Source organism: Cupriavidus sp. IK-TO18, from assembly GCF_015549295.1.
Taxonomy (GTDB): domain Bacteria; phylum Pseudomonadota; class Gammaproteobacteria; order Burkholderiales; family Burkholderiaceae; genus Cupriavidus; species Cupriavidus oxalaticus_A.
Map to the genome: position 1 here is coordinate 100590 of NZ_JADGMP010000036.1, position 23046 is coordinate 123635.

Below are 23046 nucleotides of genomic sequence, written 5' to 3' on the forward strand. Positions count from 1 at the left end.
AGCAAGGTGTTCTCCCTCTCCCCTCAGCGTCCCCTCAGCGGGAGAGCAAGGGAAGCAAACCAGCGGTAGAAAAAACGCCCTCAGTCATCCCCCCACACCGCGGCATCCCGCTCGCGCCGCGCAGCCGCCTCCGCAGCGCGCCGGTGGATGGCCTCGGCCATCGCCGCCAGGCATTCCGCCGCCCCGCCCCGCACCAGCCTCACCGGGCACGCCAGCATCAGGTTCACGGGCAAGCCGAAATCCTCCACCACAAACCCGCGTGCATCCAGCGGCCGGCCTTCCGCGTCGGTCACCACCGTGGCGCGATCGCGCACCGTTCCCAGGTCCGCGCTGTAGCCCCATACCGGCTTCTGCAGCGCCACCGCAAACCCCACCTCGAAGGCCGTGCCCGAGTCCGGCTCGCCCGGCCCGCGGAAATCGTCGAGGTTGGCCATCACCATGTCCGCGCGGCGCAGCAGCGCGATATTCGCGTCATAGATCCAGCGCGCCGCGTCTGGCGCCGACAGGCCTGCCGGCGCCGCCTTGTCGAGTGGATAGAGCCCGGTGAAGCCATGCGCCGCGCACAGCGACTTGAGTTGCTCGCCCCAGGCGATGGCGTCCTTGCGGAAGACGTCGAAGCCGGCCAGGTAGATGGTTTTCATGGCGGTGTGTTCTTCAGGAAAGAAACGGGATGCCGCAGCATAACCTGCCGCCGCACGAACATCGCACAAAGTTGCTCGCGCGCCGGGGCGGCAGCGGCTGTGTGGTGGCCGGCACGACGCGGGGGCTTGCGCTACCATCTCTGCTCCCTCCGCCGCTACCGCTCCCCCTCATGTCCGCCTCCCAGATCCTCCAGGTCGGCCCGCTCGCGCCCCAGACCAATGCCACGCTCCAGCAACAGTACGGCGCCATCGCGCTGTGGCAGCAGGGCGATGCGCTGGCGTGGGCGCGCGAGCATGGCCAGCAAGTGCGCGTGGTGGTGACCTCGGCGCGCCATGGCTGCAGCGCCGCGCTGATCGACGCGCTGCCGGCGCTGCAGGCCATCGTCAGCTTCGGCGTGGGCTACGACTCGATCGCACTGGATGCCGCCCGCGCGCGCGGCATCCAGGTCAGCAACACGCCCGACGTGCTCAACGACTGCGTCGCCGACCTGGCTTTCGGGCTGCTGCTCGACGCGGCGCGCGGCATCGCCCACGGCGACCGCTTCGTCCGGGCCGGGCGCTGGCCGCAGGGAGGCTTTCCGTTGACGACGCGGGTCTCGGGCAAAAAGCTCGGCATCCTCGGGCTGGGCCGCATCGGCGAGATCGTGGCGCGGCGCGCGCAGGGCTTCGACATGGAGATCGCCTACAACAACCGCCGCCCGCGCGACGGCGCGCCATGGCGCTTCGAGGCCGACCTGAAGGCGCTGGCCGCGTGGTCCGACTTCCTGGTGGTGACCTGCGTGGGCGGCCCGGAAACCGCCGGGCTGGTGTCGCGCGAGATCATCGACGCGCTCGGGCCCAGGGGCATCCTCATCAATGTCTCGCGCGGCAGCGTGATCGACGAAGACGCGCTGGTGGCGGCGCTGGCCGAAGGACGCCTGGGCGGCGCCGGCCTCGATGTGTTCCGCGACGAGCCCAACGTGCCGGCCGCGCTGCAGGCGCTCGACAACGTCGTGCTCGCGCCGCACATGGCCAGCGGCACGCACGAGACCCGCGCCGCGATGACCGCGCTGACGCTGCAGAATCTCGATGCGTTCCTGGCCGATGGCAAGGTGCTGACGCCGGTGCTGTAGTGGCCGGTCCCCCTGCCTATACTGGATACGCCGGCCGCGCGGCCGGTGACAGGAGGCACCATGGGACGCAAGTTTATCGATTGCCGCGAATACCCGAGCGACATCGGCTGCACGGTTGCGATGAGCGCCGACACTGAAGACGAACTGCTCGAAGCCGCGGTCCAGCACGCGGTCGCGGTGCACCAGCACCAGGACACCCCTGAGCTGCGCGCTCAGTTGAAGTCCTTGTTCAAGGAAGGCAACCCGCCGGCCTGAAGCCGGACAAGCTGGCGCCGCAACGGCGCCAGCCCTGGCACTTCCTCGCCGCGGGGCTCATTCGCAGATCCTGATACCGCACTTGCGGCTGCCGGAATACCCATGCCGGTGGTCATGGCGCATCATTGACGCACCGCTATATACGGACGTATATTGCGCCTGACAGTCCACCCATCCCAGCGCCAGCTTTTCTGGCCGCTTCGCCGAGGATTCCCATGTCCGCGTTCCGCTCCGCCCGCACCGGGCGCCGCTCCGTTCTTGCCGGCGCCGTCGGTGCCATGCTGGCCGCCGTGGCGCTGGCCCTGCCCGCCGGGCCGGCTTTCGGCGCCGACCTGGTGGTGTCCGCCGCGGCCAGCCTGACCAACGCCTTCAGGTCGCTGGCCGAGTCGTACGAGCGCGCCCATCCCGGAACCAAGGTGGTACTGAACTTCGGTGCGTCCGACGTGCTGATGCAGCAGATCGTCAAGGGCGCGCCGGCCGATGTGTTCGCCTCGGCCGACCAGGAAGCGATGAACAAGGCCGAGACCGAGAAGGTGATTGCTCATGCCACGCGCCGCAATTTCGCCGCCAACGAGGTGGTGCTGATCGTGCCATCGGACAGCAAGCTGAACATCGGCTCGCTGCAGGACCTGAGGCGGCCGGAAGTGAAGCGCATCGCCTATGGCAACCCGGCCTCGGTGCCGGTCGGCCGCTACACCCGCGGCGCGCTGGAAGCCGCCGGGTTGTGGGACGCGGTCGCCGCCAAGGGTGTGCCGGCGCAGAACGTACGCCAGAGCCTGGACTACGTAGCGCGCGGCGAGGTCGAGGCCGGCTTCGTCTTTGCCACCGACGCCACCGTGATGCCGGACAAGGTCAAGGTCGCCGTGCGCGTGCCGAGCCGCACCCCGGTGACCTACCCCATCGCCATCACCAGCCAGACCCGCCAGCAGAAGGAAGCGGCGCAGTTCGTCGACTTCGTGGCGTCGCCGCAAGGCCAGGCGATCCTGTCGCGCTACGGCTTCCAGAAGCCCTGATTTCCGCCACGCCATGGATGCCGTCTGGGTCCCGCTGCTGTTGTCGCTGAAGGTCGCGGGCTGGGCCACGGCGCTGAACGCCGTGCTCGGCGTCGGCGCGGCGTATGCGCTGGCGCGCTGGCGCTCGCCGCTGCGCGACGTGGTCGACGCGGTGCTGACGCTGCCGCTGGTGCTGCCGCCGACCGTGCTCGGCTACTACCTGCTGGTGCTGGTGGGCCGGCGCGGCGTGTTTGGCGAGTGGCTGTCCAGCCTCGGCATCGAGCTGGTCTTCACCTGGCACGGCGCGGTGCTGGCCTCGACCATCGTCGCCTTCCCGCTGGTGCTCAAGTCGGCCCGCGCCGCCTTCGAAGGGGTCGATCATCAACTGGAAAACGCCGCGCGCGTGCTGGGTGTTTCCGAATCCGGCATCTTCTTCCGCGTGACGCTGCCGCTGGCGGCGCGCGGCATCATCGCCGGCGTGCTGCTGGCCTTTGCGCGCGCGCTGGGCGAGTTCGGCGCCACGCTGATGATCGCCGGCAACCTGCCCGGGCGCACGCAGACGCTGTCGGTGGCGATCTACGAGGCCGTGCAGGCCGGCGACGACAACACCGCCAACCTGCTGGTGCTGGTGACCTCGGTCACCTGCGTGCTGCTGCTGGTGGTCGCCGGCCGGCTGGTGCCCGCTGCGGCGCGCAATCCCGCCGAAGTGTATGAACGCCGGCGCCTGCGCCCGCGTGCCGCGCGCTGAGGAACGCCATGGGCATGCATGTCAGCATCCGCAAGCAGATGGTGTCGGCCGACCGTCAGTTTTCGCTTGATATCGATTTCGACTCCGACAGCCGCCGCATCGCGCTGTTCGGGCCGTCCGGCGCCGGCAAGAGCCTGACGCTGCGCGCCATCGCCGGGCTGCTCGCGCCCGACAGCGGCCGCATCGAGCTGAACGGGCGCACGCTGTTCGACAGCGAAGCGGGCATCGACGTCCGCCCGCAGGAACGCCGCGTGGCCTACCTGTTCCAGGAATACGCGCTGTTCCCGCACCTGACCGTGGGCCAGAACGTCGCCTTCGGGCTGGCGCGCGGCTGGCGCAACCCGCGCCGCGGCGCGATCCCGCCGGAAGCGCGGCGCTGGATCGATGCCTTCGGGCTGGACGAGATCGTCGGCAACTATCCCGCCGAGATCTCCGGCGGGCAAAAGCAGCGCGTGGCGCTGGCGCGCGCGCTGGTGGCGCAGCCCGATATCGTGCTGCTCGACGAACCGTTCTCGGCGCTCGATCCCGCCCTGCGCGCCCGCATGCGCGCCGAGTTGCGCACGCTGCAGGCAAGCCTGGAAGTGCCGATGCTGGTGATCTCGCACGATCCCGCCGATGTCGAAGCGCTGGGCGACCATGTGCTCGAGATCCGCGAAGGCCGCATCTTCGGCAGCGGCGACAGCCGCCACCATGCGCCGGTCTACGCGCCGGTGTCGGCGCGCGTGGCCTGAGCGCGCAACAGGCCTTTCTGCATTACCCCACCACCCCCAGGATCACGCTGGACGCCTTGAACACCGCCACCGCCGGCACACCCGCCGCCAGGCCCAGCGTCTCGACGCTGCCATTGGTAACGATCGCGGCGATCGTGCCGCCGCCGTCCAGTTCGATCACCACCTCCGCATTGACCGCGCCCGGCATCACGCGCGACACCACGCCCGGCAGCTGGTTGCGCGCCGACAGCCGCACGCCCGGATCGGGCAACCCAACCAGCACCGAAGACGCCTTGATCAGCGCGAACGCTTCCACGCCCGCAGCCAGCCCCAGCGTCTCGACGCTTTCATGCGTGATCGTCGCCACGATCTGCTGGCCGCCCGGCAGCGCCAGCACCACCTCGTCGTTGACCGCGCCGCCACGCACGCTGGCGACGCGGCCGAACAGCTTGTTGCGCGCGCTGGTCTTGATCATCATTCGCCTCATCAGGTGGATATCGTCGGCAGCGCCCTCGCCGAGGCGCGACAGCTGCGCGACAAAGCGCCGGTGTTCGTCCTCGAGCGCGCGGTAGGTGTGGATCAGTTGCTCGCCCCGCGCCGTCAGGCGCGTGCCGCCGCCGCCCTTGCCGCCGGCGGCACGCACCACCAGCGCTTCGCCGGCGCTGTTGTTCATCAGGTCGATGGCGTCCCACGCAGCCTTGTAGCTGATGCCGACCGCACGCGCGGCGGCGGTGATCGAGCCGTGCTCGCCGATGGCGGCGAGCAGCGCGATGCGGTCCTTGCCGCCCCAGTCCTGCGAGCCGGAGCGGAACCAGATGGCTCCCTGGAGTTCAAGCATGAGTAGCCGGCACCGCGAACCGGTGCCGTGACAGAGTGGCAAACGCGGCTATGGTAATCCCAATCCCGTTTCCAGGATCAGCACCTGCACGCCCGCTCCGCTACGCCATGATGTGCACGCCGCCATCGACGTACACCGTATTGCCCGAAATCCGCCGCGCGTACGGCGTGGCCAGGTACGCCGTGGCAAAGCCCACGTCCATGATGTCGACCACCTCGCCCAGCGGGGCGCGCCCAGCGGCATCGGCCAGCATCTGGTCGAAGTCCTTCAGCCCAGACGCTGCGCGCGTCTTCAGCGGCCCGGGCGAGATCGCATGCACGCGGATGCCCTGTGGCCCCAGTTCATGCGCCAGGTAGCGGCAGCTGGCTTCCAGCGCGGCCTTGACCGGCCCCATCAGGTCATAGTTGGGGACCACGCGGTTGGCGCCTTCATAGCTCATCGCGAACAGCGTGCCGCCGTTGTGCATCAGCGGCGCGGCCAGCCGTGCCATGCGGATGAACGAATGGCACGAGACGTCCATGGCGCGCGCGAAGCCTTCCGCGGAGGAGTTGAGCAGCCCGCCCTGCAGGTCTTCCTTCGGCGCGAAGGCGATCGAGTGGACCACCGCATCGAGCCCGCCCCATACCGCTTCGATGCGCGCGAACAGCGCGCGCATCTGCTCGTGGTCTTCCACGTTCAGCGGCATCAGGATCGGCGCCTGCACGGCCTCGGCCAGCGGCGCGACGTGCGGATATGCCTTGTCGTTCAGGTACGTCATGGCGATCTGCGCGCCGAGCTCGTGGAAGGCCCTGGCGCAGCCCCACGCGATCGAGCCGTCATTGGCGACGCCGGCCACCAGCACACGGGAACCGGCGAGCGGCGGGTTGGATAAGTTGACCATCGATGCCTCCGGGGGAAGACTTCAAGCTGGACTGGGTGGAATAGGATGACTGAAGCGGATCACTCCGCGCACGGGTCAGCTGCCAGGCCGCGGCGCGGCCTTGCGCTGCGCCGAAGCACGCGAAGCCGGCTTGCCTGTGCTGTCGGCAGCCTGGGGCGCCGCGTGACGATCTGCGCCGACACGGCCTTCTCCAGCGTCAGGAAGGGATTGTCCGCGAGCAGCAGCACGTAACGCTGCCAAACATCGGCGAGGTCTTCCAGCGCCGGCTGGCCCGACGCTGCGAATGGATTGGCGCCATCGTCGGATGGATGCGTGGCGGTGCCGGTGTCTTGCTCGGGCGGAACGGCGGCTATGCGTGCGGTCATTCCACTTCCCCCAGTTGGCGCCGCTTGCGGGCGTTGCGCGCTGGCGGCGCAGGCCGGAGTGGCGCATGTTGCACTGCAACCAGGATTAAGCCTAGCAGCCGGCGCTGCCCGCCGCAAGGCGCCGGAGGTGTGGCGATGGCTACGCCTGCCGGCGCCAATTCCACCTGTCATCCTGCAGTCCGAATCGTCGCCTATGCGGCCCGGCGCACTTACGCGATGCAGTATTCCTGACACCGGGCGCAACCGCTGCGGGCCGTTCCGGCGCGTCAGTCTTCGAGGTAGTGCGCGCGCAGCCGCGCGACGTCGACGCCGAGCGCGTCGGCCAGGTAGTTGTCGACGCTGCCCCAGCCCTGCTCGATCGCCTGCAGCGAGGCATCGAGATAGCTGGCACGGACCTCGAGCAGCGGCATCATGGCCTCGGCGCTCACGCCCAGCCGCGCCATTCGCGCCAGCGCGGTCTCGTTGAAGCGGGCATTGCGCTGGTTCGATTCCAGGTAGTTGGCGAGGATGTCGTCCTGCGCCACGCCCAGCGCCGACAGCAGCAGCAACGAGGCAAAGCCGGTGCGGTCCTTGCCCGCGGTGCAGTGGAACAGCAGCGTCTTGCCCTCCTGCGCGGTCTGCATGAAGCCGCCGAAGGCGTCGCGGTAGCGCACCGGGAAATCGCGGTAGACCTCGAGCATGAAGCCGTCGATCTGCGCCGGCGTGCTGGCGCGCAGGCGCGGCATCAGCACGTCCATTGCCATGCTGCCATCGAGCACCGGCACCGCCACCCAGTTGAAGCGCGCACCGAAGCCGGCCTCGTCCGGCGACTTCTCGGCGGGGGAGCGGAAATCGACCACCATGTCGAGGCCGAGCGCATGCAGCCGGTCCAGGTCGGCCGCGCTGGCCAGCGCCGGGTTGCCGCTGCGATACAGCCGGCCGCTGCGCACGCGGCGTCCGGACGCGCCGCGCAGGCCGCCGAGGTCGCGGGCATTGCTGATGGTGTCGAATGCCAGCCCGGCGTCGCCGATCATGCCGTCCAATGCCGCCGGCCCGGGCGACACGACCGTGTGGGCATGCGGAAATGCCCGGCGGAACCACTTGTTCATTATTGCTCCCTGACTGTTCTTATCGATGCGGACCCGGCAGCCGTCAGTGGCTGAGGTCGGGCGCCCAACCTCAGCGGCCGCGGTACGCCGGCACATACCAGCGCAGGTGGGAGCCGGCGATATAGCGCCGGTCCAGCCGCGCCACCAGCTTCCACACCGCCAGCGCGCCGGCGTCGATATCGACCCAGGCCCACGGGCGCTTCGGGTCGCCGGCGTCGACCAGCTCGACCGAGCGGATGCTGGCGTATTGCGCCAGTGCCTTGCGCAGCGCCGCTGCGCTGAGTCCTGCCTTCAGTCCGCGCACCAAAACCTTCATCATCGGCTCCAATTATTTCAGATCACCCTGACGCATGCATCACCTGGCTGGCCGGGTGTGGCGACGCGTCCGCCGCATCAGCCGCCAGGCCTTGTGGCGCCTGCCTTTACAGATGGGATCACGAATCCGCCGCAGGATTTCGTCGTCCGAAGCAAAACTTGATCTGAATCATTGTCGGCGCAATAAGGCCCAATGAGGCGCTTTGGAGCCTCGACATCACCCCTACCGGCTCGGACAATTCCTATCATGTCGAACGCAACGGCCAGGCCAGAAGCCCGGCCGCCGGAGCAAGCCCGACGCGGATGCCGCCTCGCGACCGACAATGCCACCGCCGGTGCAGTTGGCGGCTTGTGCACCGATCGCCAGCACGCCGTGTCGAGGTATTCGACGAGGATCATCAACACAAGGATGACGGCGATGCCCGATACCTCTCACGCTTCACCTGCCTCCCCGGCCTCCCCGGCCTCCCCGGCCACCCCCACTCCGCCCACGGCGCCCCCGACCGCTGCAACCGCCAGCGCCACCGCGCCCAGGATGACGCTGCACTGGGGCCTGTTCGTCGCCGTCGCGGTGCTGCTCGGCGTACTCGCGATCCCGCAGCCCGAAGGCCTGACCATTGCCGGCCAGCGCATGCTGGCCATCCTTGCCTTCGCCATCGTGGTGTGGATCACCGAGGCGGTCTCGTACGAGGCCAGCGCGATCATGATCACCTCGCTGATGGCGGGCCTGATCGGCTTCGCGCCAACGGTCAACGACCCCAGCGTGCAATACGGCACCTCCCGCGCGCTGGGCATGGCGCTGGCCGGCTTCTCCAACACCGCGCTGGCGCTGGTGGCCGCCGCGCTGTTCATCTCCGCGGCCATGACCGTGACCGGGCTGGACCGGCGCATCGCGCTGGTGACGCTGTCGGCGATCGGCACCAGCACGCGCCGCATCCTGGTCGGCACGATCGCCGTCACCATCGCGCTGAGCCTGGTGGTGCCCAGCGCCACCGCGCGCAGCGCCTGCGTGGTGCCGATCATGATGGGCGTGATCGCCGCGTTCGGCGTCGACAAGAAGTCCAATATCGCCGCCGGCATCATGATCACGGTGGCGCAGGCGACCAGCATCTGGAACGTCGGCATCCAGACCGCCGCCGCGCAGAACCTGCTGACGGTGGGCTTCATGGACAAGCTGCTGGGCGAGCGCATCACCTGGCTGCAATGGCTGATCGCCGGCGCGCCGTGGGCGATCGTCATGTCGGTGGTGCTGTACTTCCTGGTGCGCTGGCTGCTGCCGCCCGAGACCGACGCCATTCCCGGCGGCAAGGAAGCGGTGCAGCGCGAGCTGTCCGGACTGGGCCCGATGACCGGCCCGCAGAAGCGCCTGGCCGCGGTGTCGATCGGCCTGCTGCTGTTCTGGGCCACCGAAGGCAAGCTGCACAGCTTCGACACCGCCACGGTGACCTTTGTCGGGCTGGTGATCCTGATGCTGCCGCGCATCGGCGTGATGGACTGGAAGACCATGCAGCAGCGCACGCCGTGGGGCACGCTGATCGTGTTCGGCGTCGGCATCAGCCTTGGCACCGCGCTGCTGTCCACCAAGGCCGGCCAGTGGCTGGGCGAGTTCGTGGTGACGCATTCGGGCCTGGCCACGCAGGGCGCGGTGATGGTGTTCGCGATCCTGGCGGCGTTCCTGATCCTGATCCACCTGGGCTTTGCCAGCGCCACCGCGCTGACCGCGGCGCTGCTGCCGATCCTGATCTCGGTGCTGCAGACCCTGCCCGGCGACATCAACCGCGTCGGCCTGACCATGCTGCTGGGCTTTACCGTGAGCTTCGGCTTTATCCTGCCGATCAACGCCCCGCAGAACATGGTGTGCCTGGGCACCGAGACCTTCAACGGCCGCCAGTTCGCGCGCATCGGCATCCCGGTCACCATCGTCGGTTATGGCCTGATGCTGCTGTTTGCGGCCACCTACTGGCGCTGGCTGGGCTGGGTGTAAGAGGCCATGAAGGAGGCCACGATGAGACTTTCCCTGGATTCCGCCCGCCGTTTCGCGCGCGACCTGCTGGTGGCGCAGTCGGTACCCGAAGACATCGCCGACGACGTCGCCGAGCACCTGGTCGAAGCCGACCGCTGCGGCTACGCCAGCCACGGCATCTCGATCCTGCCCAACTACCGCAAGGCCATCGAGACCGACAACGTCAACCGCGAAGGCCGCGCCACCTGCGCGCTGGACCGGGGCTCGCTGATGGTGTTCGACGGCCATCGCGGCTTCGGCCAGCACGTGGGCAAGACCGTGATGCAGGCGGCCATCGGGCGCGTGCGCGAGCACGGCCATTGCATCGTCACGCTGCGCCATTCGCACCACCTCGGCCGCATGGGGCACTACGGCGAGCTGGTGGCGGCGGCCGGCTTCGTGCTGCTGAGCTTCACCAACGTAACCAACCGCCCGCCGGTGGTGGCACCGTACGGCGGCCGCGTCGCGCGCCTGACCACCAACCCGCTGTGTTTCGCCGGCCCCATGCCGAACGGCCGCCCGCCGATCGTGGTCGACATGGCCACCAGCGCGATCGCCATCAACAAGGCGCGCGTGCTGGCGGAGAAAGGCGAAGCCGCGCCGGAGAACAGCATCATCGATGCCGAAGGCAATCCCACCACCGACGCCTCGACCATGTTCGGCGAGGATCCCGGCGCGCTGCTGCCGTTCGGCCTGCACAAGGGCTATGCGCTGGGCGTGGTGGCGGAACTGCTGGCGGGCGTGCTGTCGGGCGGCGGCACCATCCAGCCGGAAAACCCGCGCGGCGGCGTGGCCACCAACAATATGTTCGCGGTGCTGGTCAATCCCGAACTGGACCTCGGCCTGAGCTGGGAAAGCGCCGAGGTGGAGGCCTTCGTCAAATACCTGCACGACACGCCGACGGCCCCGGGCTTCGACCGGGTGCAGTATCCCGGCGAGTTCGAGGCGGCCAACCGCGAGCGTGCGGCCGATGCCCTCGACATCAATCCCGCGATCTGGCGCAACCTGGAACAGCTGGCGCAGGCGGTAGGCGTGCCGGTGCCGAAGGGCTGACCGCCGCGGTGCTGCCAGCCGCCGGCCATAGGTACGGCAAGGGACAGCAGGAACTCGCCCCCCGCCGCCCGCGGCTGGCACAATACGCGGCATGAAAAGCCTCTGGTCCGCCTTCGTCAGGCTGCTGGTGCTCGCCGTGGTCGGCGGCGCGCTGCTTGCCACCGTTGCCATCCTCGCCCTCCAGCGGCAATTGCCGTCGCTCGACGCGCTGGCGGATTTTCGCCGCAGCGCTGACTATGTCCCGCTGTCGCGCTATCCGCGCGGGCTGATCGACGCCGTGGTGGCGATCGAGGACGAGCGCTTCTACGTGCATGACGGCATCGACTACGTCGGCGTGATCCGCGCGGGCGTCGCCAACCTGTCCGACGACCTGTCGCAGGGCGCGTCGACCATCACCATGCAGGTGGCGCGCAACTTCTACCTGTCGCGCGACAAGACCTATACGCGCAAGCTGTACGAGGTGCTGCTGTCGTACCGGATCGAGGACGCGCTGAGCAAGGACGAAATCCTCGAGCTGTACCTGAACAAGATCTATCTCGGCCAGGGCGCGTATGGCTTCGCCGATGCGGCGCAGACCTATTTCGGCAAGCCGCTGGCGCAACTGTCGCTGGCCGAATCCGCGATGCTGGCCGGCCTGCCCAAGGCTCCCTCGGCGAACAACCCGGTCGCCAACCCTCGCCGGGCGCGGCAGCGGCAGGTCTATATCCTGCGGCGCATGCTGGAGCTGGGCAGGATTTCGCATCCCGAATATGACGGTGCCTTGCTGGAGCCCTTGCGCCTGAAGTGATGCCTGACGGGCGGGAAGAAGCTCAAGGTCTATGCAGACGTCGACAGCGCATTCACGCAGAACTTTGCGGCCCGTCTGCGGCAAGCAACCCTATTCCAGCACGCTCCGGTGCCGCGCCAGCGCCTCCTGCACGATCGCATCCAGCCCCACGCCGGATTCGCCGTCGACGTGTCCCAGCAACGCCCTGCGCATGCGCGGTTCCCAGAAGCGCTTGATATGCCCGGCGATATCGGAAACCGCCTCCTCGCGATCGGGCATCGCCTCGAAGAAGCTGCCGATCTGGTTGGCCATGGTGATCAGGTTCTCGACGTTCATACGAGGCTCGCTTCGTGTTGCAGGCCGTGTTGCAGGCGTTGTGGATGGGCATAGACCACGTGCGCGCCGGCGCGCACGAACCCGGCCAGCGTGATATTGGTCTGCTCCGCCAGCCGCACCGCCAGCGCCGTCGGCGCCGACACTGCCGCCAGTACGCCGGCGCCGATGGCGGCGGTCTTGAGCACCATTTCATAGCTGGCGCGGCTGGTGACCAGCACGGCGCCCGTGGAGATGTCCTCGCCGCTGCGCGCCAGCGCGCCGGCCAGCTTGTCGAGGGCGTTGTGGCGGCCCACGTCTTCGCGCACCAGCGATACGTGGCCATCGGCGCGCAGCCACGCGGCGGCATGCGTGGCGCCGGTGTGGCGCTGCAGTGCCTGGCGCAGCTGGAGCTGCACGAACGCGGCCTGGATCACGTCGGTATGGAAGCTGCCGTCGCTGCGTACCGGTGCCGGGGTGCGCATCACCTGCTCCAGCGATTCCGTCCCGCACAGTCCGCAACCGGTGCGCCCCGCCAGCGAGCGGCGGCGCTCCTTCAGCTGCATGAACGCTTCCGAGGCAATTTCCAGCCGCACCGCGATGCCGTGCTCGCGCGTGTCGACTTCGATGTCATAGACATCGCGCGCCGTCGGCACGATGCCTTCGCTCAGGCTGAAACCGAGCGCGAAGTCTTCCAGGTCGGCCGGCGTGGCCAGCATCACCGCATGCGAGATGCCGTTGTATTCCAGCGCGACCGGTACCTCCTCGGCCACCTCGTCGGGGCTGAGCGAGATTTCGCCCTGCCGCCAGCGGCTGACGGCAAAGGTGCTGTGGGTCGGCATCTCGTCCAGCGCCACTGGATCGGCCTGCGGTGACTGCATGCAGCGCATCATGATGTCGCCCTCCGCTTAGTTCGCCGCCTGCGCCGCGGTTTGTGCCGGATCCGCGCTGGCGGCTTCCAGCAACTGCAGCTGCTGCGTGTTGAAGTCCTGGTACTGCTGCTGCCACGCCGACGGTTGCGCCACCGGCATCACCTGCACCGCGGTGACCTTGTATTCCGGGCAGTTGGTGGCCCAGTCCGAGTTGTCGGTGGTGATCACGTTGGCGCCGGATTCCGGGAAGTGGAAGGTGGTGTAGACCACGCCCGGCTGCATGCGCTCGCTGACGATGGCCCGCAGCACCGTATCGCCCGCGCGGCTCTGCACGCCGACCCAGTCGCCGTCCTTGATGCCGCGCTCTTCCGCGTCGTGCGGATGGATTTCCAGCCGGTCCTCGGCGTGCCAGTAGACGTTGTCGGTGCGCCGCGTCTGCGCGCCCACGTTGTACTGCGACAGGATGCGCCCGGTGGTCAGGATCAGCGGGAAGGCGCGCGTGATCTTCTCGGTGGTCGGCACGTACTTGGTGATGATGAACTTGCCCTTGCCGCGCACGAAGGCGTCGATGTGCATGGTCGGCGTGCCTTCCGGCGCGTCGGCGTTGCACGGCCACTGGATGCTGCCCAGCTCGTCGAGCCGCTTGTAGCTGACGCCGGAGAACGTCGGCGTCAGGCGCGCGATCTCGTCCATGATCTGCGACGGGTGGGTGTAGTCCATCGGGTAGCCGAGCGCGTTGGCCAGCAGGATGGTGGCTTCCCAGTCGGCGTAGCCGGCCTTGGGCGGCATCACCTTGCGCACGCGCGAGATGCGGCGTTCGGCATTGGTGAAGGTGCCGTCCTTCTCCAGGAACGACGAACCCGGCAGGAACACGTGCGCGTACTTGGCGGTCTCGTTCAGGAAGATGTCCTGCACCACGATGCATTCCATCGACGAGAGCGCCGCGGACACGTGCTGCGTGTTCGGATCCGACTGGACGATGTCCTCGCCCTGGCAGTAAAGGCCCTTGAAGCTGCCACCAAGCGCGGCCTCGAACATGTTGGGAATGCGCAGGCCCGGCTCGGGGCTGATCTCGACATTCCACGCGGCCTCGAACATGCCGCGCACGGTCGAGTCCGACACGTGGCGATAGCCAGGCAGCTCATGCGGGAACGAGCCGATATCGCACGAGCCCTGCACGTTGTTCTGCCCGCGCAGCGGATTCACGCCCACGCCCTCGCGGCCGATATTGCCGGTGGCCATGGCCAGGTTGGCGATGCCCATCACGGTGGTGGAACCCTGCGCATGCTCGGTGACGCCCAGGCCGTAATAGATCGCGGCGTTGCCGCCGGTGGCATACAGGCGCGCGGCAGCGCGCAGCTGGTCGGCTGGAATGCCGGTGACGGATTCCATCGCCTCGGGCGAGTTCTCCGGCAGCGCGACAAAGTCGCGCCATTGCCCGAAGGCACGATCCTCGCAGCGTTCGGCGATAAAGGCTTCGTTGAGCAGCCCTTCGGTGACGATCACGTGGGCCAGCGACGTCACCAGCGCGACGTTGGTTCCCGGACGCAGCTGCAGGTGGAAATCAGCGCGGATATGCGGCGAGTCGACCAGGTCGATCCGGCGCGGGTCGACCACGATCAGCTTGGCGCCGGCACGCAGGCGCTTCTTCATGCGCGACGCAAACACCGGGTGGCCGTCGGTCGGGTTGGCGCCGATCACCATGATCACGTCGGCCTTCTCCACCGACTTGAAGGTCTGCGTGCCCGCCGATTCGCCCAGCGTCTGCTTCAGGCCATAGCCGGTGGGCGAATGGCACACGCGCGCGCAGGTGTCGACGTTGTTGTTGCCGAAGGCGGCGCGCACCAGCTTCTGCACCAGGTAGCCCTCTTCGTTGGTGCAGCGCGACGATACGATGCCGCCGATCGAATCCTTGCCGTGCTGCGCCTGGATGCGCTTGAACTCGGAAGCCGCGTAGCCGATCGCCTCTTCCCACGACACTTCGCGCCACGGGTCGGTGATCTTCGCGCGGATCATCGGCTTGAGGATGCGGTCCTTGTGCGTGGCGTAGCCCCAGGCAAAGCGGCCCTTGACGCAGGCGTGGCCTTCGTTGGCCTTGCCGTCCTTGTACGGCACCATGCGCACGACCTCGTTGCCCTTCATCTCCGCCTTGAACGAGCAGCCCACGCCGCAGTAGGCGCAGGTGGTGACGGTGCTGTGCGAGGCCTGGCCCAGCTTGATGACCGAGGTCTCGGTCAGCGTCGCGGTCGGGCACGCCTGCACGCAGGCGCCGCACGAGACGCAGTCCGAGTCCATGAACGACTGGCTGGTGCCGGGCGACACGCGCGAGTCAAACCCGCGGCCGCTGATGGTCAGCGCGAAGGTGCCTTGCGTTTCCTCGCAAGCGCGCACGCAGCGGTTGCAGACGATGCACTTGGACGCGTCGTAGGTGAAGTACGGGTTGGACTCGTCCTTCTTCAAAGCCGTGTGCGTGGCAATCGGATTCGCCTCGGGGCCGCCGTCGTTGTAGCGCACCTCGCGCAGGCCCACCACGCCGGCCATGTCCTGCAGCTCGCAGTTGCCGTTGGTCGGGCAGGTCAGGCAGTCGAGCGGGTGGTCCGAGATATACAGCTCCATCACGCCGCGGCGCAGGTCGGCGAGCTTGTCGCTCTGCGTCTTCACCTTCATGCCGGCTTCCACCGGCGTGGTGCACGAGGCCGGGTAGCCGCGGCGCCCCTCGATCTCGACCAGGCACAGGCGGCACGAGCCGAAGGCCTTGAGGCTGTCGGTCGCGCACAGCTTGGGCACGGCGATCTCGGCTTCCATCGCTGCGCGCATCACCGACGTGCCGGCGGGCACGGTGACGCTGACGCCGTCGACTTCAAGGGTGACCATCTCGGTCGATTCGCTGGCGGGGGTACCGAAGTCGATTACATCGCGGCAGTCCATCTTTGTCTCCCGTGTTCTGTTCTGGCGTCAGACTGTGTCGGCTTATGCAGCCTTGGCCGCCGTCGTGGTCCGATTGGGGGCGAGGCCGAAGTCCTCGGGGAATTCATTCAGTGCGGACAGCACCGGGTACGGCGTCATGCCGCCCATGGCGCAGAGCGAGCCGTAAAGCATGGTGTCGCACAGGTCGCGCACCAGTTGCACGTGCCGGATGACGCTTTCCTGCGGTTGCTCGCCAGCGATGATGCGGTCCATCACCTCGACGCCGCGGGTCGAGCCGATCCGGCACGGCGTGCACTTGCCGCAGGATTCGATCGCGCAGAACTCCATCGCGTAGCGCGCCTGCTTTGCCATGTCGACGGTTTCGTCGAACACCACGATGCCGCCGTGGCCGACCACGCCGCCGAACGCGGCATAGGCCTCGTAGTCCAGCGGCACGTCGAAGCGCGTCTCCGGCAGGTAGGCGCCCAGCGGCCCGCCCACTTGCACCGCGCGGATGGCGCGGCCGCTGCGGGTGCCGCCGCCGTAGTCAACCAGCAGTTCGCGCAGCGTGACGCCGAACGCCTTTTCCACCAGCCCGCCTTGCTTGATATTGCCGGCCAGCTGGAACGGCAGCGTGCCGCGCGAACGGCCCATGCCGTAGTCGCGGTAGTACTGCGCGCCGCGCGCCAGGATCACCGGCACGGTGGCCAGCGAGATTACGTTGTTGATCACGGTGGGCTTGCCGAACAAGCCCTCCAGCGCCGGCAGCGGCGGCTTGGCGCGCACCACGCCGCGCTTGCCTTCCAGGCTTTCCAGCAGCGCGGTTTCCTCGCCACAGACATAGGCGCCGGCGCCCTTGCGCACTTCGAGGTGGAAGCGCTTGCCGCTGCCGCGCAGATCGTCTCCCAGCCAGCCGGCCGCGTTGGCGATGGCAATCGCGCTTTCCAGCACGGCGATGGCGTGGGGGTATTCGGAACGGCAGTAGATGTAGCCCTGCTCGGCGCCCACCGCGAGGCCGGCGATGGTCATGCCTTCGATCAGCATGAAGGGGTCGTCTTCCATCACCATGCGGTCGGAGAACGTGCCCGAGTCGCCTTCGTCGGCATTGCAGACGATGTATTTGATGGCCGACTGCGCGCCCAGCACCGTCTTCCACTTGATGCCGGTCGGGAAGGCGGCGCCGCCGCGGCCGCGCAGGCCGGAATCGGTGACCTCCTGCACGATCTCGGCGGGCGCCATCGACAACGCGCGCTCCAGGCCGGCAAAGCCTTCGTGCGCGCGGTAGTCGTCCAGCGACAGCGGGTCGGTGATGCCGATGCGTGCAAAGGTCAGGCGCTCCTGCTTCTTCAGGAACGGGATCTCTTCGGTCAGGCCGTGCGCCAGCGCATGCGCGCCGCCCTGCAGCAGGCCCGCGTCGAACAGCGCCGGCACGTCTGCCGCGCTGACCGGGCCATAGGCCACGCGCCCCGCTTCGGTCTGCACCTCGACCAGCGGCTCCAGCCAGAACATGCCGCGCGAGCCGTTGCGGACGATTCGCACGGCTTCGCCGCGGCGGGCCGCCTCGCGTTCGATCGCGCGGGCGACTTCATCGGCGCCGAGCGCCAGCGCGGTGGAATCGCGCGGCACGAAGATGGTGTTGACGGTGGGATTGACAGCGGCGCTCATGCCTGGACCTCCGCGGTTTCGTTGGCGGCCTGCGCTTCGCGCAGCGACCGCACCAGCGCATCGAAGCGCTTCGCATCGACATAGCCGTGCAGCCGCTCGCCGACCATCACGGCCGGGCCGCACGCGCACTGGCCCAGGCAGTACACCGGCTCCAGCGTGACCGCGCCGTCGGCGGTGGTTTCATGGAAGTCGCAGCCAAGCGCCCGCCTGGCATGCTCGGCCAGCGCCTCGGCGCCGACCGCCTGGCACGCTTCGGCGCGGCACACCTGGATCACGTGGCGGCCGGCCGGCTGCTGGCGAAAGTGGTGGTAGAAGGTAATGACGCCATGCACCTCGGCGCGCGACAGGTTCAGCGCGCGGGCGATTACCGGGACAGCGGCGTCCGGTATATGGCCCTGCGTGTCCTGGATCTCGTGCAGGATCGGCAGCAATGCGCCCGGCATGTCTTGCCGCGCGGCCACGATGGCGTCAATCGTGGCCGCGCAGGCCTGGGCGTTGGGAGTATCTGGCATGGCGTCTCCTGTGGGGTCGCTTGGGGGCTCGCAGCATGGCCGCCAGGATCCCTCTATATGCTATTTTTTTCCTATTTACGGGCCTCCATCCCTGCCGTTGGGCCCGTGGATGCAATATATGAGAGTGACAACGGTCCATCAATAAGCTATTTTTTTCATATGCTTCGCATCTCGATCCTCCCCCACCTGCAAATCCGCGACGACGGCACCCCCGGCGCCGAGGCCCTCGACGTGTCGCGGCTGGTCGCCCTGCTAAGCCATGTCGGGGAATCGGGCAGCATCAGTCACTCCGCGCAGGCGGTGTCGCTGTCTTACCGCTACGCCTGGGGCATCCTGCGCGATGCCGAGGCCCTGTTCGGCGGCCCGCTGATCGACAAGACCCGCGGGCGCGGCAGCGCGCTGACGCCGCTGGCGCAGCAACTGGTGTGGGCCAGCAAGCGCATCGGCGCGCGGCTGTCGCCGACGCTGGACAGCCTGGCCTCCGAGCTGGAAATCGAACTGAAGAAGCTGATGGAGCAGTCCGAGGCGGCAGTGCGGCTGCATGCCAGCCACGGCTTCGCGGTGGCGGCACTGCGCGACTTCCTCGACGAGCAGCACGTGCGGCACGACCTGAAGTACTGCGGCAGCGTCGAGGCGGTGGCGGCACTGGCCGAGGGCGCATGCGATATCGCCGGCTTCCATGTGCCGGTGGGCGAGTTCGAGCACGGCATGTGGCGCCACTTCACCACCTGGCTCAAGCCCGACACGCACTGCCTGGTGCACCTGGCGGTGCGCAGCCAGGGACTGTTCGTGCGGCCGGGCAACCCCCTCGGGATCCGCACGCTGGAAGACCTGACCCGGCGCGAGGTGCGCTTCGTCAACCGGCAGGTGGGCTCGGGCACGCGGCTGCTGCTCGACCTGATGCTGGCCGCGCGCAACATCGACCCGGCACGGATCGAGGGCTACAGCAACGGCGAGTTCACCCACGCCGCGGTGGCGGCGTACATCGGCAGCGGCATGGCGGATGTGGGCTTCGGCGTGGAAACCGCGGCGCGGCGCTTCGGGCTGGAATTCGAGCCGGTGATCAAGGAGCGCTACTTCTTCGCCATCGAGAAATCGATGCTGCGCAGCGCAGCGCTGTCGGGCGCGGTCGGCGCGCTGACCAGCGAGGCGTTCCGCCAGCGCGTCAATGCGCTGCCGGGCTATGACGGCGCGCTGACCGGCAGCGTGCTGACGCTGGACGAAGCGTTTCCCGACTACGCCGGCACGCGCTAGCGCACCAGCAGCCCCAGGCGGTCAGGATGGTCCGCCCATTGCTCGTGGCCGGCGATCGGGCCCTTGGCCTGCAGCAGCGGCGGCCAGTCGGGCCGGCGCGACAGTTCGGCGTTCAGGGCGATGAAATGGCGCTTGTCGTCGGGCAGGTCATGCTCGGAATAGATCGCGCCCACGGGGCACATCGGCACGCACATCGAGCAGTCGATGCACTGGTCGGGATCGATGGCGAGGAAGTTGGGCCCTTCATGGAAGCAGGTCATCGGGCAGACTTCGACGCAATCGGTATGGCGGCACTGGATGCAGGCATCCGTCACGACAAAGGTCATGGGCAGGACAGTACGGCGGTACGGCTGTGAAGACCGCGCCATATTAGCCGCGTGCCGGCCGCGACGGGACGCGCTGCCTTGTGCGACTCTTTCAAATCGACTGATGTCCGCCCCTTTCGGGTCTGCTCCGGAGCGAGCATTGACGGGACCGGTGGGAGTCGTCTGGCGGTTAACGAACGCGAGCGGTGGCAGTTCACCAGCCACCGCTCGCGACCGGCGCGGGAAGCCGATCAGGCGGTTTCCTGCATCAGTTCTTCCTTGCGCGCCGCCAGGGCCCGTGCCACGTCGCGCAGGTTGATTTTCTCCCTGATCACGTTCTTGAACAGTTCGCCTTCCTCCTCCTCGATATGGTGGGCGACATACTCCGAGAGCACCGTGAAGCTGGCTACGAGCATATCGCCGGCCGGGTCTTGCTCGATCGCCGCGATCAGGTCCTTGGCGACCTGGTGCTCGACCTGGGCTTCGTCCAGCATGTCGTCGATGTCATCGCTGGCGCCGCGCAGCGCCGGGTAGAAAATCTCTTCCTCGATTGTGGCATGCACGGTCAGCTGGTGACAGGCTTCGAGCGCGATCGATTCCTTTTCATCGCGGTCCTCGGTGTCCTTGAACGCCTTGAACAGCTTCTTGACCGCGCGATGATCGTCCATCAAGGCGCCGAGGGCCTCGGCCTGGTCTGCGGGGATCTTCGACTTGTCCACGATTACCTCCTGGGAGCTTGAGGGGGAAGCCGGTCGCACCCGGCTTTGCCCCCCGTCAGCAGGTTCTGTGCCCAGCCAGCGCACCGCCGGGCCGTGGCAAGGGCGGGCACGGACCCGGCACGCGTGCGCGGCAAACATTGCAATTCCTGCGCGAAAGGGTTGTTATTCGTGCCCGCCAAGGCGCGCGCCGCCGCGGCCGGGCTAAAGCGCGTGGCGCCAGGTGCGCGCAGGTGCCGACGGCGCTGCACGCGCAGGACAGGAAGACCGGAAACACTGGAACGCCGGATGGCGCGGGCGTTGGCCGCCAAGGCGCGGCCGACGCTCGAGGCACTGCCTTCGAGCTGGCCGGGATCATGACGCCAGAGGTATCGCCCTGGCTTGCGGATCAGGCTCGCGGATCAGGCTTGCTGACGATGTGTATCACCCTGGCCACGGCTACGTTCTCGCCGCGGCAGGCTTGCGCGCGCCGGCACGCACGTCGGTGTAGCCACGCACTCGCATGTCGACCCAGACCTTGCCCCAGGCTATGCCTTCGGCAATGGCACGCTCGCGCGTCGGGTGGCAGCCCAGCGGCCCGGAGCTGTTCACCGGCGCACCGTCGTGCTCGACCAGACCGGACGCTTCAAACAGCCCGTTGGCGCCCGCGTGTGCCGTGCCGTGAACGAGATAGCCGAAATAATGCTGCGCTGTCATCGCCAACTCCTTGCCGCGGAGATACCGCTGGTCATCGCGATTGCCGTCGGTGTGGGCGCAGGGCACGCCGGGCACCAGGCATCCGGCGCAGGCCCAGCTCGCACTTATTGAACATCCTAGCCGAGGCGGGCATGTCACAGAGCGCCCAATTCAGGTACGTAAAACTTGCTTTACGTACATGTGAAGAATGCACACATCAGCACGTTAACCGTCACTATCTTGCCGCCCCCGCTGCTGGGACGAGTTTTGCTAATCAGAAGAAACAGGTCGCCTGCCGGATGCCGGGAGGGACGCCCGCCGCGCGACCGGAGACGAAAACCAGAACGAGGAATCCTCATGACGTCTACCTTCATCTACTCGAACCGCGCCCGTGACCTCGAAACGATGGAAGACGAATTGCGCATAGCCGACCGGGCCGGCTATACCGTCGACCTGCGCCGCGCCTTCTGGGAGTGCGAGCCGGCCTCGGTGCCCGCGGCCGAACGGCCGCGGCTGCTGTCGCTGCTGCAACGGGTGCGGGCCGGCGATACGCTGGTGACGATGCAGCTGAGCTGCCTGGGCTGGAGCGTGCAGGAAGTGCTGGGCACGATCCGCAGGTTCCGCCTGCTCGGGGTGGCGCTGCATTGCGTGCAGCTCAGCCGCGCCAACCTGGCCAGCGCCGCGCCGCCGGAGGCAGTCATGGTGCTGCGCGCAGTGGCCGCGCTGGAGGGCAGCACGCGCAGCGCGCGCGTGCGCGACAGCCTGGCGGCGGCCAAGGCCATGGGCCGTGCGGTCGGCCGCCCGCCCAAGCACAAGCCCGACGAGCGCGATGCCATCCTGCGCTCGCTGGCGGACGGCCAGTCGGTCAGCGAAACCGCGCGGCGCTTCAACACCTCGCGCCAGACCGTGCTGCGGATACGCGCCGCGGCGCCGGCCATCGTGCAGCCATCCGACACCGGCGCCGCTGCCGCGCCCGAAGCGCCGGCAGAGGTATCCACCGCGGAATAGACCAGCAGCCTGCCGATCCCCCTTGCTGCGGGCAGCGGCCTGAAACCAACCCGAGATCCCATGAAGCGCGACACCATAGTCCTGGGCACCTCTACCGGCGGCGTCGACGCGCTGCGGGAAATCGCCGCCGGATTGCCGCCGGACCTGGATGCGGCCGTACTGGCCGTGCTGCACATCGGCGCCAACCAGAGCATGCTGCCCGACATGCTGGCCAGCGCCGGGCCGCTGCCGGCCCGCCATGCCCGCGATGGCGAACCGCTGCGGCCCGGGGCGATCTATGTGGCGCCGCCCGACCAACACCTGATGATCGTCGACGAGCATGCGCAACTGGTGCGCGGGCCCAAGGAGAACTTCGCGCGGCCGGCGATCGACCCGCTGTTCCGCAGCGCGGCCGTGGCGCGCGGCAACCGTGTAGTGGCGGCACTGCTCACCGGCCAGCTCGACGACGGCGCGGCCGGCCTGCGCGAGGTGCGCCAGTGCGGAGGCGTGACCATCGTGCAGGATCCCGACAGCGCTTTCGCCGCCGACATGCCGCGCAACGCCATCCGCGCCTCGCCGCCCGACTACGTGCTGCCGCTGGCGGCGATCGCGCCCAAGCTGGTGGAACTGGCCGGCTCCGCGGCAGGTCCGCCCGCCGACCCGCCCGAATCGCTGCGCATCGAGCACGGCGTAGCGCTGGGCCCCTCCTCGATCGAGGCCGTGGAAAAGATTGCGCTCCCGTCGGCGCTGACGTGCCCGGAATGCGGCGGCACCCTATGGCAAGTGCGCGACAGCATGCCGCCGCGCTTCCGCTGCCACACCGGCCATGCCTTCGGCATTTCAACACTGCGCCACGCCGCCAATGGCGCACTCGAACACACCCTCTTCGAGGCCTTGCGCGCGCTGCACGAACAGCGCGAGCTTTACACGCAGATTGCGGCGTATCATACGCAAGTCGGCGAAACTGGCGAATCACGCCGGTATACCGAGGCAGCGGGCCGCGCTGCAGCGTCCGCGAAGCGCATCGAAGGCTGGCTTCGCGAGGGATAGCGCCGCATCCGGCCGGCGCACTAACT

At 68.2% G+C, this 23046-nt stretch carries 25 protein-coding genes; 11 read left to right on the forward strand and 14 right to left on the reverse strand.

Annotation, left to right across the window (positions count from 1 at the left end):
- Nucleotides 1–80: 80 nt before the first annotated feature.
- Nucleotides 81–641: a nucleoside 2-deoxyribosyltransferase gene (locus IPF36_RS28950; protein ID WP_195431711.1), complete on the reverse strand. Its 561-nt coding sequence runs from the start codon at nt 639–641 to the stop codon at nt 81–83.
- Nucleotides 642–811: 170 nt separating this feature from the next.
- On the opposite strand from IPF36_RS28950, the gene IPF36_RS28955 reads away from it, so the two are divergent.
- The 5 genes from IPF36_RS28955 to IPF36_RS28975 all read left to right on the forward strand — a co-directional run bounded on the left by IPF36_RS28955 (nt 812) and on the right by IPF36_RS28975 (nt 4479).
- Nucleotides 812–1753, forward strand: coding sequence for a 2-hydroxyacid dehydrogenase (locus IPF36_RS28955; RefSeq protein ID WP_135704645.1), 942 nt, complete (start codon nt 812–814; stop codon nt 1751–1753).
- A 60-nt stretch (nt 1754–1813) separates the two neighbouring features.
- The gene (locus IPF36_RS28960) at nt 1814–2008 is read left to right on the forward strand and encodes a DUF1059 domain-containing protein (RefSeq protein ID WP_133093890.1); all 195 of its coding nucleotides are present in this window, start codon (nt 1814–1816) and stop codon (nt 2006–2008) included.
- Nucleotides 2009–2223: 215 nt separating this feature from the next.
- Nucleotides 2224–3021 (forward strand): molybdate ABC transporter substrate-binding protein, encoded by a 798-nt coding sequence (modA, locus tag IPF36_RS28965; protein ID WP_195431712.1) that lies wholly within the window; start codon nt 2224–2226, stop codon nt 3019–3021.
- Nucleotides 3022–3034: 13 nt separating this feature from the next.
- Nucleotides 3035–3748 carry a molybdate ABC transporter permease subunit gene (modB, locus tag IPF36_RS28970; RefSeq protein ID WP_135704641.1) on the forward strand — a complete coding sequence of 238 codons (714 nt, stop codon included), beginning with the start codon at nt 3035–3037 and terminating at the stop codon, nt 3746–3748.
- Between the two features lie 8 nt (nt 3749–3756).
- Nucleotides 3757–4479: an ATP-binding cassette domain-containing protein gene (locus IPF36_RS28975; RefSeq protein WP_133093887.1), complete on the forward strand. Its 723-nt coding sequence runs from the start codon at nt 3757–3759 to the stop codon at nt 4477–4479.
- A 22-nt stretch (nt 4480–4501) separates the two neighbouring features.
- Here IPF36_RS28975 and IPF36_RS28980 read toward each other — a convergent pair whose 3' ends face one another.
- The 5 genes from IPF36_RS28980 to IPF36_RS29000 form a co-directional block, all read right to left on the reverse strand.
- Nucleotides 4502–5296, reverse strand: coding sequence for a TOBE domain-containing protein (locus IPF36_RS28980; protein WP_135704639.1), 795 nt, complete (start codon nt 5294–5296; stop codon nt 4502–4504).
- A gap of 100 nt (nt 5297–5396) precedes the next feature.
- Nucleotides 5397–6176, reverse strand: a complete 780-nt coding sequence (fabI, locus tag IPF36_RS28985; protein ID WP_133093885.1) for an enoyl-ACP reductase FabI — start codon at nt 6174–6176, stop codon at nt 5397–5399.
- Nucleotides 6177–6235: 59 nt separating this feature from the next.
- The gene (locus tag IPF36_RS28990; protein WP_195431713.1) at nt 6236–6541 is read right to left on the reverse strand and encodes a hypothetical protein; all 306 of its coding nucleotides are present in this window, start codon (nt 6539–6541) and stop codon (nt 6236–6238) included.
- A 266-nt stretch (nt 6542–6807) separates the two neighbouring features.
- A complete protein-coding gene (locus IPF36_RS28995) occupies nt 6808–7629 on the reverse strand; it encodes a tyrosine-protein phosphatase (protein WP_195431715.1) in 822 nt (273 codons plus the stop codon).
- A gap of 70 nt (nt 7630–7699) precedes the next feature.
- A complete protein-coding gene (locus IPF36_RS29000; protein WP_133094218.1) occupies nt 7700–7945 on the reverse strand; it encodes an RNA-binding protein in 246 nt (81 codons plus the stop codon).
- A 534-nt stretch (nt 7946–8479) separates the two neighbouring features.
- On the opposite strand from IPF36_RS29000, the gene IPF36_RS29005 reads away from it, so the two are divergent.
- From IPF36_RS29005 to IPF36_RS29015, 3 genes are all read left to right on the forward strand, one after another.
- Nucleotides 8480–9928: a DASS family sodium-coupled anion symporter gene (locus IPF36_RS29005; RefSeq protein WP_240745979.1), complete on the forward strand. Its 1449-nt coding sequence runs from the start codon at nt 8480–8482 to the stop codon at nt 9926–9928.
- A gap of 21 nt (nt 9929–9949) precedes the next feature.
- Nucleotides 9950–10999 carry an Ldh family oxidoreductase gene (locus tag IPF36_RS29010; protein WP_195431716.1) on the forward strand — a complete coding sequence of 350 codons (1050 nt, stop codon included), beginning with the start codon at nt 9950–9952 and terminating at the stop codon, nt 10997–10999.
- 91 nt (nt 11000–11090) lie between these two features.
- On the forward strand, nt 11091–11786 hold the full coding sequence (locus IPF36_RS29015; RefSeq protein WP_133093880.1) for a transglycosylase domain-containing protein: 696 nt from the start codon (nt 11091–11093) through the stop codon (nt 11784–11786).
- Between the two features lie 90 nt (nt 11787–11876).
- Here IPF36_RS29015 and IPF36_RS29020 read toward each other — a convergent pair whose 3' ends face one another.
- From IPF36_RS29020 to IPF36_RS29040, 5 genes are read right to left on the reverse strand one after another with little or no spacing between them, the layout of a single operon-like run.
- Nucleotides 11877–12101 (reverse strand): formate dehydrogenase subunit delta, encoded by a 225-nt coding sequence (locus IPF36_RS29020; protein ID WP_063236919.1) that lies wholly within the window; start codon nt 12099–12101, stop codon nt 11877–11879.
- Nucleotides 12098–12970 carry a formate dehydrogenase accessory sulfurtransferase FdhD gene (gene fdhD / locus IPF36_RS29025; protein ID WP_135704630.1) on the reverse strand — a complete coding sequence of 291 codons (873 nt, stop codon included), beginning with the start codon at nt 12968–12970 and terminating at the stop codon, nt 12098–12100. The genes IPF36_RS29020 and fdhD overlap by 4 nt, the downstream gene beginning before the upstream one ends.
- A 15-nt stretch (nt 12971–12985) precedes the next feature.
- The gene (fdhF, locus tag IPF36_RS29030) at nt 12986–15877 is read right to left on the reverse strand and encodes a formate dehydrogenase subunit alpha (protein ID WP_195431717.1); all 2892 of its coding nucleotides are present in this window, start codon (nt 15875–15877) and stop codon (nt 12986–12988) included.
- 42 nt (nt 15878–15919) lie between these two features.
- A complete protein-coding gene (locus tag IPF36_RS29035; protein ID WP_195431718.1) occupies nt 15920–17521 on the reverse strand; it encodes an NADH-quinone oxidoreductase subunit NuoF in 1602 nt (533 codons plus the stop codon).
- Complete coding sequence (locus IPF36_RS29040) at nt 17518–18033, reverse strand: formate dehydrogenase subunit gamma (RefSeq protein WP_135704625.1); 516 nt, start codon at nt 18031–18033, stop codon at nt 17518–17520. Before IPF36_RS29040 ends, IPF36_RS29035 begins: the two co-directional genes overlap by 4 nt.
- Before the next feature lie 159 nt (nt 18034–18192).
- Here IPF36_RS29040 and IPF36_RS29045 point away from each other — a divergent pair, with 159 nt between their 5' ends.
- Entirely contained in the window at nt 18193–19287 is a 1095-nt protein-coding gene (locus IPF36_RS29045; RefSeq protein ID WP_133093874.1) for a substrate-binding domain-containing protein, read from the forward strand.
- Here the strand turns inward: IPF36_RS29045 and fdxA are convergent.
- From fdxA to IPF36_RS29060, 3 genes are all read right to left on the reverse strand, one after another.
- Complete coding sequence (fdxA, locus tag IPF36_RS29050) at nt 19284–19613, reverse strand: ferredoxin FdxA (protein WP_133093873.1); 330 nt, start codon at nt 19611–19613, stop codon at nt 19284–19286. The genes IPF36_RS29045 and fdxA overlap by 4 nt on opposite strands.
- A 230-nt stretch (nt 19614–19843) precedes the next feature.
- Nucleotides 19844–20311, reverse strand: a complete 468-nt coding sequence (locus IPF36_RS29055; protein WP_133093872.1) for a hemerythrin domain-containing protein — start codon at nt 20309–20311, stop codon at nt 19844–19846.
- A gap of 435 nt (nt 20312–20746) precedes the next feature.
- The gene (locus IPF36_RS29060; RefSeq protein WP_135704619.1) at nt 20747–21004 is read right to left on the reverse strand and encodes a hypothetical protein; all 258 of its coding nucleotides are present in this window, start codon (nt 21002–21004) and stop codon (nt 20747–20749) included.
- A gap of 336 nt (nt 21005–21340) precedes the next feature.
- Between IPF36_RS29060 and IPF36_RS29065 the strand changes: the two genes are divergently transcribed.
- On the forward strand, nt 21341–21991 hold the full coding sequence (locus tag IPF36_RS29065) for a recombinase family protein (protein WP_135704617.1): 651 nt from the start codon (nt 21341–21343) through the stop codon (nt 21989–21991).
- A 60-nt stretch (nt 21992–22051) separates the two neighbouring features.
- On the forward strand, nt 22052–23020 hold the full coding sequence (locus IPF36_RS29070) for a chemotaxis protein CheB (protein ID WP_195431719.1): 969 nt from the start codon (nt 22052–22054) through the stop codon (nt 23018–23020).
- Nucleotides 23021–23046: the final 26 nt, after the last annotated feature.